Below are 19577 nucleotides of genomic sequence, written 5' to 3' on the forward strand. Positions count from 1 at the left end.
GTCTTTCCATGGTCAACGTGACCAATCGTTCCTATGTTACAATGCGGCTTGTTCCGCTCAAATTTTGCTTTCGTCATCGTTTTAACCCTGTTACTTTATGCGTCCAACATTAAATTACAAATGGAGCGGGTGAAGGGAATCGAACCCTCATAGCCAGCTTGGAAGGCTGGAGCTTTACCACTAAGCTACACCCGCATACATGGTGGAAGGGGTAGGATTCGAACCTACGTAGACTAACGTCGGCAGATTTACAGTCTGCTGCCTTTAACCACTCGGCCACCCTTCCGGCCTTTACTACTCCTGATCTAGTGGATTTTAGGCATCTCTGTCAACGAAAGAATAATTTATTTTACATATTTCGTCATTTTTTATCCCCTTCTGTCCCCAAGACTTGATAGAATGTATCCCATGAACACAATAAATACAAACAAACAACTACAAGAGTTCTGTCACCCTCTTTTATCCTCTGAAACGCCTTTATCTATTGGCGTTGATACAGAATTTATAAGAGAGCGCACTTACTGGCCAAAGCTTTGCCTCATTCAAATCACAAGTTCATTTATAGGCCCAGAAGCGGCAGTCCTCATTGATCCATTAGCTAATATTGACTTGAAACCTTTTCAAGCTCTCTTAAGCGCTCCTCATATTACAAAAGTAATTCACTCAGCGCGTCAAGATATAGAAATATTTTGGCATGAGTGGCAGACATTGCCAAAACCTTTTTTTGATACACAAGTCGCCTCCATGGTCTGCGGGCTTGGAGAGGGCATAGGATATGGCGGCCTCGTCAAATTGCTCTTTGATTGTGATCTTGAAAAGGAATCGCAATACACCGATTGGACGCGCCGTCCTTTGACCGAAAAGCAGCTCATCTATGCTCAAGCAGATGTGACTCACCTTCTTCCCGCCTTCAAGCTCTTATCCCAAAAACTGACCGAGCTGAATCGATGGGAGTGGATGAAAGATGATTTATCGATCCTTCTTAACCCCCAAACCTATGCGGTCGACCCTCAACAGGCATGGCTGCGTATCCATACCCATCGTCAAAAGCCTCAAAACCTCGCCGTCCTCCAAGACATATGTGCCTGGAGAGAAATAAATGCCATTCAGTTAAATGTGAACCGGGGACGTCTCTTACGCGATGAGTGCATTTTGAAAATTGGCTTGATGTTGCCAAAAACAGTCGATGAACTTAAAGAGATTGCTGATTCAAAATCCTTATCCTCAGATTTAGCCCAAGAACTATTTGCCCTTTATCAAGCATCCATATCAAAACCAAAGGACCTTTGGCCAGAAGCGCCAAAAAAGCATGTGTTATCCACTATCACTCGACAACGTCTTGATACTTTACGAGAAAAGCTGAATGAGGTTACCCAAACGCTCAACGTCCCTGCTCGCCTGATTGCTCCCAAACACGACCTGATCGCTTTGGCTGAAGGTCATCTCGAGGGTAACCGGATTATGACCGGCTGGCGCCACGATGTTTTTGGACATTTGGTGGAACAGATTTTGCTCGATACTAAATAAATATAGAAAACGCTCTTAATAGGATCACTTCGTTCCCGCGTGACAACCACTCAAAAAGATGATATTTACTATTTCTATCAATAGTTTTATCAATTTTTAAGGATTTGTTATGAGCAATAATAAAGAAATCGTGGTAAAGAGTTATTTTCCAAAATGGGCATCCTTCACAAAAACGCTTACCTATCTGTTTATTGCGTGTTTTTTCCTAGAAGTAATAACCCTCATTTCCGATTTCATGGAATTGAACGTCTTGAATCAGTTACGAGATGGATTATTTGAAACTGAAGAAATTGCAACACAAGCATCCGAGGCAAGTGATGATCGTCAGGGGATTATTGCCCTTTTCTACTTGCCGATATATTTTCTGTCTCTTGTCCTATTCTTCGTGTACGTTTACAGGTCAAACCACAATAGCCGCTATCTTGGGGCGAAGGACCTGAGACAATCTCCAGCTTGGGCCGTCATTTGGGCATTTATTCCGATCATGAACATATGGAAGTTTTATCAGGCCATAAAAGAAATTTGGCAATCGAGCATTGACCCTTTAAACTGGAGGCAAGTAGAAATCCCTTCTCTCCTTCCTGTGTGGTGGATTGTGTACTTGGTTTCAAACTCAATCGCCATGCGATCCTTCCTCTATTCCCTTCGGCAAGAAACCGTTGAAAATTTAATCATTTCAACGAAATTGTCGATTGCAACGGAGATCATTGAGCTTCCCCTCCTCCTCATGAGCATCATACTGATCCGAAAGATTACGAAAGCTCAAGTTGAGAGCTATCAAAAGCTGCAATTGAGCTGACAGTCGGGATTTTGAAGAAATTGGCAACACGAATTCAATAAAGTTCCCTCCTACCTCTCTCATCAACACCCCCATTGTTGATCCTTTCATTTTATGCCATGCTTTTTATGTGCCTTAATTTATGTATGAGGATTTAACATGGAACTCACCATTGCAACCAGTATTGCGGGTAGTCTGTTTGTTTACCTACTGTTCATGCTTCTATCAGCGGAGAATTTATAATCCATGCCCGCTGCTTCAGAATGGATTACTTTACTTCAAATTCCCCTGGTCTTAGGGATGGTGTGGGCTTTAAGCCGCCCTTTAAGCACCTACATGACGCGCGTCGCCTTAAGACAACCCACGGCCTTAGATGCCATATTCTCTCCCGTCGCCAAACAGTTCTATAAGGGCATTGGCATTAACCCAACAACGGAACAGCGCTGGCAAACATATGCGCTTGCCGCCATCAACTTGAACTTGATGGGTATGCTTTTCCTAATCATCCTTCAAATGACTCAAGGCGTTTTTTCATCAATAGGAGGCGTGGGATTTGTTCAAGCTTTGAATACAGCCATCAGCTTTGTGACAAATACGAACTGGCAAAGCTACACGCCTGAGACAAGTTTAAGTAATTATGTTCAAACCATTGGCCTCAATGTCCAAATGTTCCTGAGTGCAGGAACGGGGATGGCTGTTGCGCTGGCAGTAACGCGCGCCTTTACCCTTTATAAGTCTCCCGAAAAGGGGAATGGGATCAAAGCAAATGGCATGAAGACCATTGGAAACTTTTGGGTGGACTGCACCCGAATGACATTGTGGGTTTTGCTGCCCCTCTCCTTCATTCTTTCGCTCATTTTTATTGGTCTTGGCTTTTCCCAAACCTTCCTTGAGGCCATCGCAAGTCAAGAAGCCATTAAGCTTTTGGGAACAAATGGGGGAGGATTCTTTAATGCAAACTCCGCTCACCCCTTAGAAAATCCATCGGCGTTTTGTAACCTCGTTGAAGTAGGGGCCATGTTGCTGATCGCCTTTAGTTTTCCAAAGACTTTTGGTCAAATGGTTGATGACCCTCGTCAAGGATCTGCTCTGTTCAAAGCCATGATCATTATGTTCTTGGCAGCCCTTGGGTTGGCTTTGCTTGCGCAATGGCAGACCCTTCAAGCTTTAGGCCCAACTCTTGAGGGCATGGAGACTCGCTTTGGCTGGGTCGGGACGATTCTGTTCAATGTAACGTCAACGACAACAGGGACAGGGGCTGTAACTGCCGCCCTCTCCAGCCTACCTCCGCTTACGGGTATGGAGCTTCTTGCCAACATTTTATCGGGAGCGGTAATCTTTGGCGGTGTTGGGTGTGGGCTCTACTTGATGATTATTTATGCCATTCTCACTGTATTTTTAGCGGGTTTAATGGTGGGGCGCACCCCTGAATATTTAGGCAAAAAAATCGAATCCTTTGAAATGAAAATGGTTGTCCTTGCCATCATGATCCCCGCCTTTGCTGTTTTGGCTTTCACTGCAATCGCCGCTGTTTATGCACCTCAAGCCGCGCTAAATCCTGGCCCCCATGGGCTGACAGAATTATTGTATGCTTTCTCCTCAACTTCCTACAACAATGGCAGTAGTTTTGCTGGTCTTAAGGCTGATATGACCTTCTATCAACTTACAACAGCCCTTGCCATGGCGGTGGGAAGATATGCGCCCCTCATTGCTGTTTTGGCTCTTGCCGGAAACCTTATTCAAAAACCCAAGATACCCACCACATCCGCAACCTTTCCAACAACGGGGGGTCTTTTCGTTGGTTTACTCATTTCGGTTGTTCTCCTTTCGAGCCTTCTCATATTTTTCCCCGTCTTATCTCTTGGTCCCATAGCTGAACAGGTATCCCCATGGCACATCCCACCCCTATGAAGCATTCCCTCAAGGCTGTATCCTTATGGACTCCAGCTTTTTTGGCCCGCACGGTGGCTCTTTCTTTTCAGAAGTTGGCGCCCTGGCAATTGTGGCGCAACCCCATTATCTTTATCGTTGAAATCGCTGCTCTCTATACGACTTTCGCCTGCTTTGTCCAACCAAATGACGCCTCCGTCAATTTCACAGTTCAAATTTCGATATGGTTGTGGATAACAGCTTTGTTTGCAACATTCTCAGAAGCCATTGCAGAAGGCCGCGGAAAAGCCCAAACGGAAAACCTCAAAGCCACTCGCGCCCAAATTATGGCCAAACGCTGGACCGGAAAGACATATGAGACAATAGCATCAAGTCAACTGATCTTTGGAGATATCGTACTTGTCGAAGCCAATGATATTATCCCTAGTGATGGAGATGTCATCGAAGGAATCGCTTCCGTAGATGAGTCGGCGATTACCGGTGAATCTGCACCAGTGATTCGAGAAAGTGGGGGAGATCGAAGTGCCGTAACCGGAGGCACAAAGGTTTTATCCGATTGGATTCGTATTAAGATCACTGCTGCGCAAGGACAAACGGCTCTTGATAAAATGATTGCCATGGTTGAAGGGAGTGTTCGTCAAAAAACACCCAATGAGATTGCTTTAACAATTCTTCTCCTGGCTATGACACTCATTTTCCTCGTCGTTGTTGTCAGCATATATCCTCTTGCTCTCTTTTCAAAAAAGGACCCCGTTGATATTGTTATTCTCGTTGCTCTCCTAATCTCTCTTATTCCAACCACCATTGGGGGGCTTTTATCTGCAATTGGAATTGCTGGAATGAATCGGTTGCTGAAATTAAATGTATTAGCCAACTCTGGTCGTGCGGTTGAAGCTGCTGGTGATGTTGATGTCATGATGTTTGATAAGACAGGGACTGTAACAATTGGCAATCGTTGCGCCGTCGAGTTCATTCCCATGCCAGGAATTGACATGACAAATCTTGTAGATGCCGTCGGCCTTGCTTCTTTAGCTGACGAAACACCAGAAGGGCGCTCCATTGTTCAACTGGCCAAAGAACGCTATTCATGGACACCGCCTGCTTCCATGCAAGAATATGAATCAATCATTTTTACAGCGCATACACGGATGAGTGGTATCCGCCATAAAACATCCGAGATTCGCAAAGGCGCAACAGACGCCGTTCTCCATTACATGGGTGAGGTGATGGGGGAGCCACTATCCCCGCCTGAGGAGTTTACCAAAGAAGTTCACAAGATCTCAGCATCAGGAGGAACCCCTTTTGCTATTATGTCTGCTGAAGGATCAAAAGCCACCCTTCTTGGCTTGATTCACCTTAAAGATGTCATCAAACCAGGATTAAAAATGCGTTTTGCTCTCCTTAAGCGTATTGGTATTCGCACGGTCATGATCACTGGGGACAACCCTGTTACAGCCCGCGCCATAGCAGCAGAGGCCGGCATTGATGATGTTATTGCACAAGCCACCCCTGAAGCGAAATTAAACTATATCCGCCAAGTTCAAAGAGAGGGTCATTTAATCGCCATGTGCGGAGATGGCAGCAATGATGCTCCCGCCTTGTCACAAGCCGATGTGGCCATAGCCATGAACACAGGCACGCAAGCCGCAAAAGAAGCTGGCAACATGATTGATCTTGACTCAGATCCCACAAAGATTATCAATGTGGTTGCTGTTGGCAAGCAAATGCTCATTACGCGAGGCTCCTTGACAACCTTTAGCATCGCCAATGATGTAGCTAAATACTTTGCCATCATCCCTGCTCTTTTTGTCAGCATGTATCCTGGATTAGAGATCTTGAACATCATGAACTTATGCACCCCAAAATCTGCCATCCTATCCGCTGTCATATTTAATGCCCTCATTCTGGTTGGACTATTGCCTTTAGCGTTACGAGGCGTCAAATTCCGCCCGGCGAGTGCGGCAGACATTTTGCGCTCTAACTTGTTGATCTATGGGATTGGGGGGATTATAGCCCCCTTTATCGGCATCAAAATCATTGATATGGTGATTTGCTTTTTGAAGGTGATATAACTGATGAAAAGACAACTTAAAATTAGCTTTTGGTTCACCTTTTACGCCACAGCTTGCCTTGGAGTTGTCTATCCCATGGTGGTGACTGGGGCTGGTCTCGTCATACCTTCAACGACTCAGGTAAAGCTCCTTGAACACCCAATACAAACTGACGAATTCTTTCACGGGCGACCCTCCATGAGCGGTGGACCCTACTCGGGAGCCTCAAACTTGAGCCTAACTAACCCTGAGCTTTGGAAGCAAGTCGAACGCCGCTTGAAAGAGCATTCTAAATATATGCTCAAAGGAATGCACGTGCCTCGCGACCTTCTCTTTGCCTCTGGCAGTGGATATGATCCTGACATCTCCCTTCCTGCAGCCTTGCATCAGCTCCCAGGTATCGACAAAGCACGTCCTATGAACATGCAGTACCTGAGTGAACTTGTGGATCAACATGTCCAACCAAGACTTCTTGGATTCATTGGAACGACGGAGATTAATGTTATTAAGTTAAATGAGAGTCTTGAGAAGAGATGTCACGTTGCTGCAGCTCATAATGAGACCGGGCAATTTCGTATAAAGACTAAATCTAAAAGCTGATTATGAAATTCAACTTTCATTAAATGTTTGACATTTATTTACTATTTTTATATAAACAATAATCCCCTTTGGCATCATTCTATACTTGGACCTTATACACATATGAAAAAACAATGTATTTCTTTTAACATCTCTACGTTTTTGTTTTTAACTTGCTTGTCCTTTGCAGCCTCTTCTATGCAGGAGAGCCAAACAGATCCCTATAAATTATATGGTGGTGAAGCAGGCAATGTCATTTTTCAAAGAGAATCCATCAAGGTCGTAGACATGGCGGCTCAACAAATTGACGCTTTGGTTAGTCATTGCTTCAAAAAATCCATAAGATTAAAGAACTTGTACGTACACTTTCTTGTTGGAAAAGACATGAAGGGGGGTCTTGCCGCTCAAAGGAAAAAAATTGCACAAGATACCAAAACAGAAGATTGTGAGCTCTTTGGAAAACCCAGATTTGGCACATGCTTGAAGAAGGGCGAGGTCCAACTTCACGTAACCCCTATACACAACGATGACAAGCCAGTCTGGCACAAATCAACGGGTGCATTCTTTCAAGATTGTTTCAAGAATCTGCCACATGAGGTTGCTGAGAAAACAGTTGATCAGGGTAATGGAGAAAAATATGACATCTCTGTTATATTTTATTGTCAATTGTTAGACCAATTAAAAAGGGAAGCTGAAAAGCAAACTAACCCAATCACGATACAAACGTTTCAAGCTGAGATCCTGAATCTTGAACTATTAACAACGAAGTGCTGCCCAGGCCTTGCGGTTCTTGACTTACACCAGGCCCTTTCACAGGGGAATCTCCAAGCATTAAGAATTCAGCTATTTTATAAAAACTGCCCAATCACAACCCTCTATTCATGGGTCCCTGGGGATACATCGAACCAATATCACGGTGTAACAGAGGCCAATTTAAGCCGCATATGCAAAACATCAGGCTTTATGGCGCGTCATGTTGAATATGATACGCCAAATTTTCTGCTAGAAGATGCTGCTGACTATTGGGAAAAGGCTATTTTATGGACAAAGGGCAAGGATCAATTAGAACAACTTAAGGATTTTCTAGCGCGTCATCATTATTTGGATTCTCACGCCATGCCTTTTGATAGAGGTAGCGATGCTGTCAAGATATGGGTCCTCCAATCCATTGTTAAATACCATTCAAATAAGAAGGGTGACAAACTCGAATTGGTGATCGCCGACCGGCCAAACGAGGCAAGTCTCGGTGAGAAAGCAATCATAACACCCACGATAGAGCAATACGTAATGTACTTTAAGAAAAGGGTAACTTTGCGCCCCCTTAAATCTGAATAGGGGCCCTATTCTCTCCTAGGCTTCTTTTTGAATCCGAAATGTTTCGTAAAGAGCAATTGCGGCCGCATTTGAGACGTTTAAAGCGCTAAAGGAGGAAGCCGTAGGTAGGCTCACCGTAAAATCACACAAATCCTTCGTCAGACGGCGCATGCCATCGCCTTCTGCCCCCATAACCAGGGCGATCTTACCTTTCAGGTCGATCTGATCCAGTGTCTTATCTCCTGTTTCAGCAAATCCGACACACCAAAAGCCAATATCCTTCAAATCTTTCAAGGCATGGGCCAAGTTTGTGACCCGAATTATGGGAACGATTTCTAAAGCCCCTGAGCCAGACTTTGCCAAAACGCCAGACTCCGTCGGAGCATTGCGATCCGTCAAGATCAAAGCTTTTGCGCCAAACACTGCAGCAGATCGCAAAATTGCCCCAACGTTGTGAGGATCACTCACTTGATCTAGCACAACAACACACTGATTGGGAGAAGGATCGTTCTCCAATTCATCAATCATCATTGCAGGTAAAGGAGTTACTTGAACAGCGATACCCTGGTGTACGGCTCCCGCAGGCAATAAAGTCTCCAATTGCCTACGATCAACCTGTTTAACCTTAGAACGAGTATCCCTGCGAGCGGCTTCACTGGTTAGAACTTTCCCAAGAATATCTTCGTTGATCACCTGGATAGAAATGATTTGTCGCTTCTGGTTTTCAAGAACCATACGGCAGACGTGTATGCCATAAAGCCAAATATGCGAGGGTGATTTCTGCGGTCTCATTTCTTATTTTTCTTTCTTGTTGCTTTGGCACCTAAATTACAAGCTATCTTTACCTCTCCCACAAGGGGAGAGGTAAAATGCAGCACCTTACAACCGACTACCCCATCCTCACCGAATCCAGGTGAAGAAGCGATTAAAGCGCATGCTCGTCAACCACTTTTGCGGCTCATACCACTTTGCTTCCGTAGAGAACCAAAGGAACTGAGCTGGACCAATGAGCTTTTCAGCTGGAACAAACCCAATAGGACTCATGGCGCGACTATCCCATGAATTATCTCGATTATCTCCGACCATAAAGTAATGTCCAGCTGGGACAACAAACTCCTGGGTGTTATCAAATTGAGCTTCCCCAAAAGGCTTTTCCTTTACAATTCGGTGGGCTACCCCATTAGGCAAAGTTTCAATATACTGAGGAAACACTTTGACTTCTCCAGGCTTTCGCGGGTCAACATACAAGTAATCATCAATACGCTCTACTTTTGCAGAAACACCATTGATATGAAGCAGGCCTTGAATCATTTGAACACGATCACCAGGGACCCCGACGCACCGCTTGATATAGTCATCTGTTGAAGTAGGTTCACCATTGAAAGCGAGCACTTGACCCACGGTGGGTTGACCTTCCCAGATACGCCCTGAAAAGACTTTTGGGTGATACCATGGCAAAGAATAAACGCTATATCCATAGCTAAACTTAGAAGCTACAAAGAAGTCTCCCACTTCTAGAGTAGGATACATAGATGCGCTAGGTACATAAAAGGGCTGAAATAAAAACGTCTGAATAATGATCGCAATCACTAAGGCCCAAAGAAGGCCAAAAAATTCTCTTACTGCTCTGTTCATTTCCTTTTAATCCTTTAATTTAATGATGTGTTATACTCATGATAGCAAAAGCTTGAGCATATGGCCACTCATCTGATACGGTTACATGAATATGGGCTGTATAGCCCTCAGGTGTTAGTCGTTTCAAGTGCTCTCGCGCTGCTCCTGATAATTCCGCGCTCGGCGCACTTTGAAATTCTCTGAATATCTCAATATCTTGCCATGTAATGCCTTTCGTAAGACCCGTTCCTAAGGCTTTGAGAAGGGCTTCTTTCATGGCAAATAATTTAGCATAGCCTTCACTTTGACTGGCTCTTTGACTCATGCGCACCTGTTCTTGGGGCGTAAATACACGGTTGAGAAACCGTGGCCCATAGCGCTTCATCGTCTTTTCAATGCGTCGACAGTCGACCAAATCATTACCAATACCAATGATCATCTCTAATTATTTCTCTCTTTGTGTATAAGCTGCATGAATATGTTAAACACGCTCAACAGAATTGATAATGGGAAGAGCCCGCAAGCTTGCAATAACACTCTTAAGATGCTCTACATCTTTGACTTCAATATCAATTAGCACATCCCAAAAATCCATGGAACGATTGGTCACCTTGATATTCGCAATGTTGGCCCCCTGTTTGCTGATTGTCGTACTAACAGCAGCCAAGCTTCCAGGCTTGTTGAGAAATGTAATTTTTAAACGACCCGCATGACGGTGTTCCTTACTTGCAGAATCCTCCCAGGACAATTCGATAATGCGTTCAGAATCAGAAAAAATACTTAAAACTTCACAATCTTGAGTATGAATCGTAACCCCCTTGCCTGTGGTCACAATGCCAACAATGGTGTCCCCTGGCAAGGGATGACAACACCCCGCATAATGAACCGCCATGCCCTCAATCAATCCCTTGATGGAGACAGCTGTCGTTGGGACCATAGATGGTTTGGACTTACCATGCTTTACCTTGGTAGGATCAACTGACTTTTGTGGTTTTTCAGGAAAAGCAGCCGCATAAACATCGCACACCGTGTGGTTTCCCTCACCAACGGCGACATAAAGATCATCAATAGTAGAATGATCCAGACGTTTAGCTGCTTCCAACAATGTCTTTTCAGATATTGGCTTATTTTCTTTGGGGAAACCTTTTTGAATAATAGAACGCCCCAATTCTAAGAATTGCTCACGTTGTTGCATATGAACAAACCGGCGAATACGTGACCGGGCCTTACCTGTCACAACAAAACGTTCCCATGTTGGTGAAGGAGACTGTGACTTAGATGTTATAATTTCAACTTGATCGCCATTTTGTAAGATTGTGCGCAAAGGCATTTGACGACCATTGATTTTCACACTAACCGTATGATCTCCAACCGCTGAGTGAACCGCATAAGCGAAGTCAATGGGCGTTGCCCCCCTTGGCAAGGAAATCAGATCTCCCTTAGGGGTAAAGCAAAAGACCTGATCTTGAAACATTTCTAATTTTGTATGTTCTAAGAACTCCTCAGGTCCTGAAGCTTGCTCCATGATTTCCAGAAGCCCCCGCAACCAAGCGTACTGACGCCCATCGTGGGAGTCACCTTGTTTATATTGCCAGTGAGCAGCAACACCTAATTCAGCGATGCGGTGCATCTCATGAGTTCGAATTTGAATTTCGATTCGGTGGTTCAAGGGACCAATAACAGTCGTGTGAATTGATTGATAACCATTGGGTTTTGGGGTTGAGATAAAATCCTTAAATCTTCCCGGAACAACAGAATAGTAACTATGGATGATTCCGAGAACGCGGTAGCATTGCTCAACGCTATCGACAGCAATCCGAAAAGCCATAATATCTGAAAGCTGTTCAAAAGCGATGTTCTTAGACTGCATTTTGATCCAGATTGAATAGGGCGTTTTCTCCCGACCAGTGATGCTGCTATCGATCCCTGCTTCGTTCATGACTTCTTTCAATTCGGCCAAGATTTTTTCAACAGGATTTTCCGTGGTCTCATGCAAGAATTTCAAACGACTCATAACGGATTCACGGGCTTCTGAATTCAACTCGGCAAACGCTAAATTCTCCAACTCATCCTTAAAGCTTTGCATTCCCATACGTTCCGATAAAGGAACATAAATATCCATTGTTTCGCGGGCTATGCGGCGTCGTTTTTCAGGCGAAGGGATAAAGTGAAGAGTGCGCATATTGTGCAAGCGATCCGCAAGTTTCACAAGTAAAACGCGAATGTCCGTAGACATTGCCAACACAAGCTTTTGAAAGTTTTCAGCCTGTTGAGTCTTTTCTGACTGCAGCTCAAGGAGGGAGATCTTGGTCACACCGTCAACCAAGTTTGCAATCTCTGGGCCAAACAACGCTTGAATTTCCTCTAAGGTTGCAAGCGTATCTTCTACAGTATCATGAAGTAAGGCTGTTACGATCGAATAGCAATCTAAGTGGAGATCAACAAGGAGCGAAGCAACTTCAAGGGGATGGGAAAAATAGGGATCGCCAGATGCGCGCACCTGGGAGCCATGAGCTTTCATAGAAAATACGTAGGCGCGGTTAAGGAGATCCTCATCTGCACTGGGATCATATGACTTTAGACGTTCAACCAACTCAAATTGACGAATCACGGTATGCCTTTACCAGGGGGTTAAGTTTCAAGCATTCGAAGCCAAGAAATACGATAATTCCTGTCGTCTCAATTCTTGTGCTTGCGTCCCTAAACTATAACTCTGTGTCTTCCTTAATGTCCAAATGACTAGCCGCCTCAGCTTCTTCCATTTGCGAAGAAAGAATATCTTCTTCTTCGTCTTCATCTTTGTCTTCATCTTTGTCGGCGTTCTTCTCTAAAAATCCGTCTGTCAAAGATCCGTGGTCAGCTTGTAGAGCCTTTTCCAACTCCGTATCAAGGTCTTCTGTTTCATCACGAAATCCATGGCGTTGCATGCTCTTGATGAGGTTTTCTCTTAATATTTCCAAGGAAATTGTTTGCTCTGCAATTTCGCGTAAACCCACAACAGGATTCTTGTCCTTGTCTCGATCGACAGTCAAATTTGAACCTGCAGAAATCTCACGTGCTCGACGGGCCGCCAATAAGACCAACTCAAATCGGTTGGGAACAACTTCAACACAATCTTCAACTGTAACGCGTGCCATTCGATAAGGTCTCCTTATAAAGCTGCAAAGAATAAAAAGTACTTAATCCTTACGTTTATCCCTTTTCAAGGGAAAAAGCAACACAAAGGTTGTCATATACCCTTCTCGCTCAAGCAGGAGATATAATACTTAATTTGTCCTAAATAACAAGAAGAGACCTTCTTTATCGGTTGATTCAATCAAAACCCTTGGATTGCCTATTATCTTGACAGACAATAACTCTCTTCGTAGGATGCATCCAACACCATATAACACGAGGTCCAAATCATGTCGAACCCACCTTATAAACCCGCCGGAATCCCAGGATTATTCCCTTACCTCACGGTCAAAGATAGTGAAAAGGCCATTCAGTTTTATGACAAAGCCTTTGGCTTTCGCATATCATCTGAGCCAGATCGCGATGAAAACGGCATTGCTCGACACGTTGAAATGAAATTTGGTCAGGATGTTTCCATCATGTTTGCCCCAGAGGGCGCTTGGGGTTCGCCCCGTAAGACACCTGCTTCTCTTGGAGCGATGCCCTCTCTTCAACTCTACGTCTACTGTGAGGATGTGGATGCTTTATACACCCGCGCAACTGCCAATGGGGCAACGTCAGTTATGGCACCCATGGATGGATTTTGGGGAGATCGTTTTTGCACACTCTTAGACCCAGATGGTCATGAATGGATGTTTGCAACAAACTTAGGCAAACATAAAGGTGATCTATAAGGAAGCTTGAAAGTTTCCGTCAGCCCAATATTTACCATTCGTTAACTCTTTTATCGTCATTATTCATATAGAAACACCTATATGATGTATGGAGAAAAGAATGCTTAAGAATACCCTTAATTCATTCGGAACGGTTGCCAAAGCCTTTCATTGGATCATGGCCATAGCCATTATTGGCATGTTAACCGTAGGCTTCATCATGGCCGATATGGACCCCTCACCTTCTAAATGGACGCTATACACCTTACACAAATCAACAGGTGTTGTGATCTTGACCCTGGTCATCTTACGCCTCACTTGGCGCCTTCGAGGCCCCGTCCCCCAACTTCCCAGCACGTTACGACCCATTCACCATCATTTTGCTAAGTTGAGCCCGATTGCCTTGTACTCTTTGATGTTCTTGATGCCCTTGAGTGGTTTTATCTTAAGCCAGACAGGCGGCCACCCCATCTCATTTTATGGCTTATTTACCTTGCCGACAATTCTGCCGAAAAATCTCGACCTTTCCATGTTTGCGGGCACGATTCACACCTATGGTGGCTACGCATTTGTTGGCGTATTAGGCTTGCATCTCAGCGCAGGCTTATTCCATCATTTTATATTAAAAAACAATGTCCTAACTAGAATGCTCCCCAATTGGTTTCATCGTCGGTAAAGGACTCCACAATTGTTTGACCTTTCATCAATAAAACTCAGTCCGTTTGGAAGATTTCGACAGAATCAGCTTCACGATTCCTGGTATTGTAAGGCCATATCTGATTGTACGGATGGTACATGGGATTGGGATTTTACCAAACAACTGTTTACGATTTCACCAAAACTACGGGAGCTACTAGGCTATGAAGAAGCAGAACTTGTCGGGCTTTCCCCAGGCTGGTGGTTAGAACAAATTCACCCCGAAGATCAAGTTGAAATACAAAAGCAATTAGAAGAAGCCTCTAGATCTAATTCTGACTTCATATATTTTGAAACATTTCGATTCCTATGCAAGGGGGGACCCTATATTTGGCTTGAGAATCATGCGAAAATCTTACGCAACAAAAATGGTACCATCAATCGAATGACAGGTGTCGTCATTAACACGACAGCATACAAATTGATTCAAAGCCAATTCCGCTCGATCATTACAGAACAACAAAAGGAAGCAGAGAATCGATTACGCTTCTTATCAACATTGAGCCATGAATTTCGCTCACCCTTAAGTGGCATCATCGGGATGTCGACTTTATTGAATGAGACATCTCTGTCTCAAGAGCAACGTCATTTCACTGACAACATCTCGAATTCTACAGAAATGCTACTCTCCCTGGTTAATGATATTTTAGATGTCACAAAACTTAATTCTGGGAAATTTAAATTTGAGAATATTCGGTATTCCCCAATCGAAGTCATAAAGAAATCATCCGAACTTATTCGTCCCGGCCTTCTTAAAAAGGATCTTGAATATAATACGATTATTGATGAAGATGTGCCTGAATGTTTGATTGGCGATCCAACACGCCTACAGCAAATTCTTGTGAATCTCCTCACCAACGCATCGAAATTTACATCTAAGGGTGGGATTACTCTCCTCGTACGAGTCGATAAAACTCAAAATAAGCAGAATCTCTATTTTGAAATATCAGACACAGGAATGGGGATTTCTCCTGAGGACCAAATAACCCTGTTTGAAGATTACAGTCAAGCGAATCGGTCTATTTCCCGCATTTACGGGGGGACGGGCCTGGGACTTTCCATTTGCAAAGAATTGGTGCACCTCATGGGAGGAGATATTGGAGTAACAAGCGAGCTTGATTTAGGTAGTACCTTTTGGTTTTCATTTCCCATAGGAAACCAAGACTGTCTTCTTGATGGGACGACCCCATGCTCTATTAACCCCGCAAATTCCCCCTTGTCAATTCTCCTCGTGGAAGATGATCCCATTAGCCAAGAGGTCATGGAAGGTTTATTAACCCTGTTAGGGAAGCAGGTCACGATTGCATCTAACGGTGAAGAGGCCGTTCGTTTGTTCGCCTCAAAGAACTTTGATCTTATCTTCATGGATCTTAATCTGCCGATTTTAGATGGTCTGCAAGCTGCTCAGCTCATACGAGACCTCCCCAACGGAAATATCCCTATTATTGCTGTAACCGCTAACACCTTTGGAGGAAATGAACAGACCTGCCAAGAGCATGGCATCAACCTTGTTTTAAATAAGCCGATCACAAAGACCATACTTGAGGAGGTTCTAAACACCTATCATCGACCAGCTATTTTCCAAAATGATATCGAAACGGATAAAAAGCAGCAGGTGTCACGTCCCTCAACAATTGACCAGAAAACACTAAAGTCACTCATTAAGGATCTTGGAGCTGAAAAAGTTACTCAGCTCCTCACAATTTATCGCAACGATGCTTTGAGCCTCGTTAATCAGATTAAGAACTCTCCAAATGACAGTAAAGACACTGCCCACAAGCTGGCTGGGATGTCGGATAATTTAGGCATTTGCCTGGTTGGAAAAACAGCCCGGGATATTATGGGAGCAACACAAAATGCCCCTGAGAAGCTTCCAATATTAATTCAAGATCTTGAAAGTCAATTTAATAGCTCTCTTTGTGAAATTCACGATGTTGTCTTTTCCTCTAGAGTCGGAGAACATAATTCAGGTTCTTCATAAATGATAGAAGAATATATTATAAATTCCCCTTCCCCAAAATTACTTTTTCTAAACTGTTCCTATACACAAACAACAAATAGAGCAAAATATACAATTCTGATTCTTGAAATTAAATTAAATCCATGATACTCTTGAAAAATCACAAAAGCATTTCCATATATGTTCTTGAGTGACCTTATGATCTTAATTTGAGTTATGTTGATGAAATTTCACCATATTTTATTAGCCGTCTTTGTTGCAGCCCTTTGGGGCTTCAATTTTATTGCTGTTAAGACGGGTTTGAGCGAAATGCCGCCGTTTCTTTATTGCTCGGCACGTTTTGTGATTGCTTGTTTACCCCTTCTCTTTTTGATCAAGAAGCCCGCTGTTTCTTGGGCGATCATCATTGGGATCGGTCTCTCTCAAGGTATTGCAAAATTTGGATTTATGTTTTTGGGACTTCACCTAGGTATGTCCGCTGGCCTTGCATCCCTCGTGCTTCAAAGCCAAGCATTCTTCACGATCGTACTGTCCCTTCTCATTTTGTCAGACAAAATTCGAACCAACCAGATCGTTGGTATGCTCATATCATTTGTTGGTATTGCTGTGATTGGCACAAACCTTCATGAAAGCGGTACATTCATTGGTTTTCTCCTTATTGTTGCTGCAGCTATTTCCTGGGCATATTGCAACATACTCTTCAAACTAGCTGGCAAAGTGAATATGTTTTCTCTTGTTGTGTGGAGCAGTCTGATCCCCCCCATTCCAATGTTGCTGTTGTCCGTTATTTTTGAAGGACCTCAAGCCATACCACAAACGTTGTCGCAAATGACCTTCCTCGGTTGGTCGTGTCTTGCCTTTACCGCATGTGGATCCACTTGGCTTGGATCAACCTTATGGGGGGTCTTATTACGTAATTATGATGTATCTCTTGTTGCCCCATATTCCTTGCTTATTCCTATTTTTGGGATCTCTTTTGGACATATCCTTCTGGCCGAACAATACACCCCAATAACTTATGGTGCCTGTGGTCTTGTCTTTTTGGGGTTGGTTGTCAACCAGTGGAGAACAAATCTACAGAAACCTGCATTCACAGAAGTTGCTAACACTGCGAAGTCTATCGAAAAAGCAGCGTAAACTCATTTATAGAAGAACTGGCCCAGCTTGCTTGACAGTTGGCGCATCGAACTTTTCAAAGTTTTTCTGAAATTCCTGGATTAATCGAGCAGCATACTGGTCATATTCTTGTGGATTTTCCCATGACCGTCTTGGATCCAAAAGTTTCGCATCGAGACCATGTATACCGTGTGACGCGTCTGGTATCTCAAAATTAAATCCAGGTAATTTCTGATAAAGTGCGTCTTCTAAGTATCCATTGAGGATGGCATGAACAATCGACCGTGTAGTCGGAATAGAAAAACGTTCTCCACCCTTCCCATATGGCCCTCCGGACCAACCTGTATTAACCAAATATACGCCAGCATTAGTGGCCTCAATATGTGCCATCAGAAGGTGGGCATAATCAAGGGGAGGCCTTGGAAAGAATGGCGCTCCAAAGCAAGCACTAAACGTTGGCTTAATTGCAACGTCTGATCCCACTTCCGTACTCCCCACAAGGGCTGTATAACCACTTAAAAAATAGTAGGCTGCCTGTTCTTTGTTCAAACGCGCTACCGGCGGCAAAACACCGTAAAGGTCACAACTCAAAAAAATCAAGTGGTTGGGATGAGCAGCATTCCCGGATTTAACAAACCTGTCAATAAAGGACAACGGATACGCCACCCGCGTATTCTGCGTCAAGGCCGCATCATCATAGCAAGGATCTTTGGTTAGGGGGTCCAGAATCACATTTTCCATGACCGCGCCGTGGCGAATGGCATGCCAGATATCTGGTTCGTTTTTCTTTGATAGATTGATACACTTTGCATAGCATCCCCCCTCAAAATTAAAAACCCCTTGGGGAGACCATCCATGTTCATCATCGCCTATTAAAAACCGCTCATGATCTGTTGATAGTGTTGTTTTTCCTGTTCCAGACAACCCGAAGAACAAGGCCACATCGCCTTCAGCTCCTTGATTAGCGGCGCAATGCATCGGTAATACTTGTTGCTCTGGCATGAGGAAGTTCATGACCGTGAACATCCCCTTCTTAATTTCGCCCGCATAGTGGGTTCCACAGATGAGAAGGCGACGCTTGGTGAAATTTAAAATAACAGCGGCATCGCTATTGACCCCATCTCGAGCTGGTTCGGATTGAAAATTCGGTGCACACAACACCGTCCATGGTAAAGTTTGGGGCGTTCTCAGCTCCTGATCACAAATAAATAAATTCTTGGCAACCAACCCGTGCCAAGCTAACTCACATGTGAGTTGAAGGGGGATCTGATAAGTAGTATCTGCCCCTACGCAGTGTTGAGATACGAACAAGGCATCCTTCGTATTAAGGTAAGCTTCCACACGGTCCCATAGCGAATCAAAACACTGTACCGTAACAGGCTGATTGATGAGGCCCCAATCCACTGTCCTTTCAGTTAAATCATCTTTGACAATGAAACGATCCTTTGGTGACCGTCCTGTTCGAGATCCCGTTTCAACGGCAAGTGCTCCGTTGCTCGATACCACCCCTTCCCCTCTGGATATCGCCATTTTTAAAAGGGCATCCTGGGAAAGATTTTCATAGATTTGTGGGGTTGCAGATTTTGTCATTGCGAATCGCTTTCATTCATCCGATCTCTCTCTAATTGGGACATGGGTAAGGTAAAGAGGTCAATGAATATTATTGATGATTATAGATAAAATGTGCGACTCAAAGTCGCTAGTTCTATGTTTCATAAAGAAAGATCACCTTCAAACCATATGACTTTTTGTCGGTCCGTGTGACCAGAAATGATATAGAAGCTTGATTTTGGAAGATGAAATGTTTTGGAAAGCAGCGCAATCAGGGCTTTGTTCGCCTTATTATCTTCAGGCACGGCCGTTACATATATTTTGAGGTAAGCTTGCCCTTGCGTATCAAAAGAAATGTCCCCAATTTTTGTATGGGAAGCTTTGGGTGTTAAACGAACGTTAAATTCCCAACCCTCCTTTTTATTTGGTCCCTTTGCTGACCTTCGAAGTACTTGAGAGAAATCAATCATACTCTTAGGCCTTTTTGTTTCTATCCAACCTAACCACTCTTTATAAAAAAAGCGAGGACCCTAAGGTCCCCGCTTCATAATTTTTCCAGTGAAAGAAAAAGAATTTATTTCTTTTCTTCTGACTTTGGAGTTTCAGCTGCTACTGCCTTATCATCAGCTGAACCAGCTTTTGCTGCATTACCGGCTTCACCACCAGCTGGTGCT

The 19577-nt window shown here is 43.9% G+C and carries 17 protein-coding genes and 2 tRNA genes; 10 read left to right on the forward strand and 9 right to left on the reverse strand.

The window, feature by feature from the left end; all coding sequences use genetic code 11:
- Window positions 1-121: 121 nt before the first annotated feature.
- Window positions 122-195 (reverse strand) — tRNA-Gly (locus K2Y18_05445).
- 5 nt (window positions 196-200) lie between these two features.
- A tRNA-Tyr gene (locus tag K2Y18_05450) sits at window positions 201-286 on the reverse strand.
- Window positions 287-408: 122 nt separating this feature from the next.
- On the opposite strand from K2Y18_05450, the gene rnd reads away from it, so the two are divergent.
- From rnd to K2Y18_05480, 6 genes are all read left to right on the forward strand, one after another.
- On the forward strand, window positions 409-1527 hold the full coding sequence (rnd, locus tag K2Y18_05455; protein ID MBX9805181.1) for a ribonuclease D: 1119 nt from the start codon (window positions 409-411) through the stop codon (window positions 1525-1527).
- A 109-nt stretch (window positions 1528-1636) separates the two neighbouring features.
- The gene (locus K2Y18_05460) at window positions 1637-2326 is read left to right on the forward strand and encodes a DUF4328 domain-containing protein (protein ID MBX9805182.1); all 690 of its coding nucleotides are present in this window, start codon (window positions 1637-1639) and stop codon (window positions 2324-2326) included.
- A 246-nt stretch (window positions 2327-2572) separates the two neighbouring features.
- Window positions 2573-4216: a potassium-transporting ATPase subunit KdpA gene (gene kdpA / locus K2Y18_05465; GenBank protein ID MBX9805183.1), complete on the forward strand. Its 1644-nt coding sequence runs from the start codon at window positions 2573-2575 to the stop codon at window positions 4214-4216.
- Window positions 4213-6267, forward strand: coding sequence for a potassium-transporting ATPase subunit KdpB (gene kdpB / locus K2Y18_05470; protein MBX9805184.1), 2055 nt, complete (start codon window positions 4213-4215; stop codon window positions 6265-6267). The genes kdpA and kdpB overlap by 4 nt, the downstream gene beginning before the upstream one ends.
- Window positions 6268-6270: 3 nt before the next feature.
- A complete protein-coding gene (locus K2Y18_05475; protein ID MBX9805185.1) occupies window positions 6271-6846 on the forward strand; it encodes a potassium-transporting ATPase subunit C in 576 nt (191 codons plus the stop codon).
- Between the two features lie 102 nt (window positions 6847-6948).
- A complete protein-coding gene (locus K2Y18_05480; GenBank protein ID MBX9805186.1) occupies window positions 6949-8160 on the forward strand; it encodes a hypothetical protein in 1212 nt (403 codons plus the stop codon).
- A gap of 15 nt (window positions 8161-8175) precedes the next feature.
- On the opposite strand, the gene rlmB is transcribed toward K2Y18_05480, so the two are convergent.
- The 5 genes from rlmB to rpoZ form a co-directional block, all read right to left on the reverse strand.
- On the reverse strand, window positions 8176-8931 hold the full coding sequence (rlmB, locus tag K2Y18_05485) for a 23S rRNA (guanosine(2251)-2'-O)-methyltransferase RlmB (GenBank protein ID MBX9805187.1): 756 nt from the start codon (window positions 8929-8931) through the stop codon (window positions 8176-8178).
- Between the two features lie 108 nt (window positions 8932-9039).
- Window positions 9040-9774, reverse strand: coding sequence for a signal peptidase I (gene lepB / locus K2Y18_05490; protein ID MBX9805188.1), 735 nt, complete (start codon window positions 9772-9774; stop codon window positions 9040-9042).
- A gap of 19 nt (window positions 9775-9793) precedes the next feature.
- Complete coding sequence (gene acpS / locus K2Y18_05495; protein ID MBX9805189.1) at window positions 9794-10192, reverse strand: holo-ACP synthase; 399 nt, start codon at window positions 10190-10192, stop codon at window positions 9794-9796.
- 42 nt (window positions 10193-10234) lie between these two features.
- Window positions 10235-12364, reverse strand: coding sequence for a bifunctional (p)ppGpp synthetase/guanosine-3',5'-bis(diphosphate) 3'-pyrophosphohydrolase (locus tag K2Y18_05500; GenBank protein ID MBX9805190.1), 2130 nt, complete (start codon window positions 12362-12364; stop codon window positions 10235-10237).
- A gap of 94 nt (window positions 12365-12458) precedes the next feature.
- Entirely contained in the window at window positions 12459-12890 is a 432-nt protein-coding gene (gene rpoZ, locus K2Y18_05505) for a DNA-directed RNA polymerase subunit omega (GenBank protein MBX9805191.1), read from the reverse strand.
- Window positions 12891-13157: 267 nt separating this feature from the next.
- Between rpoZ and K2Y18_05510 the strand changes: the two genes are divergently transcribed.
- The 4 genes from K2Y18_05510 (at window position 13158) to K2Y18_05525 (ending at window position 17373) form a co-directional block, all read left to right on the forward strand.
- Window positions 13158-13601 carry a VOC family protein gene (locus K2Y18_05510; GenBank protein MBX9805192.1) on the forward strand — a complete coding sequence of 148 codons (444 nt, stop codon included), beginning with the start codon at window positions 13158-13160 and terminating at the stop codon, window positions 13599-13601.
- Window positions 13602-13701: 100 nt separating this feature from the next.
- Window positions 13702-14256: a cytochrome b gene (locus tag K2Y18_05515; GenBank protein ID MBX9805193.1), complete on the forward strand. Its 555-nt coding sequence runs from the start codon at window positions 13702-13704 to the stop codon at window positions 14254-14256.
- Between the two features lie 12 nt (window positions 14257-14268).
- The gene (locus tag K2Y18_05520; protein MBX9805194.1) at window positions 14269-16257 is read left to right on the forward strand and encodes a response regulator; all 1989 of its coding nucleotides are present in this window, start codon (window positions 14269-14271) and stop codon (window positions 16255-16257) included.
- 201 nt (window positions 16258-16458) lie between these two features.
- Entirely contained in the window at window positions 16459-17373 is a 915-nt protein-coding gene (locus tag K2Y18_05525; GenBank protein ID MBX9805195.1) for an EamA family transporter, read from the forward strand.
- A gap of 6 nt (window positions 17374-17379) precedes the next feature.
- Here the strand turns inward: K2Y18_05525 and pckA are convergent, their stop codons facing one another.
- Both pckA and K2Y18_05535 read right to left on the reverse strand, forming a co-directional pair.
- Complete coding sequence (gene pckA, locus K2Y18_05530) at window positions 17380-18942, reverse strand: phosphoenolpyruvate carboxykinase (ATP) (protein MBX9805196.1); 1563 nt, start codon at window positions 18940-18942, stop codon at window positions 17380-17382.
- A gap of 122 nt (window positions 18943-19064) precedes the next feature.
- Complete coding sequence (locus K2Y18_05535) at window positions 19065-19373, reverse strand: DUF167 domain-containing protein (GenBank protein MBX9805197.1); 309 nt, start codon at window positions 19371-19373, stop codon at window positions 19065-19067.
- Window positions 19374-19577: the final 204 nt, after the last annotated feature.

This window comes from Alphaproteobacteria bacterium, assembly GCA_019746225.1.
Taxonomy (GTDB): Bacteria; Pseudomonadota; Alphaproteobacteria; order Paracaedibacterales; family VGCI01; genus VGCI01.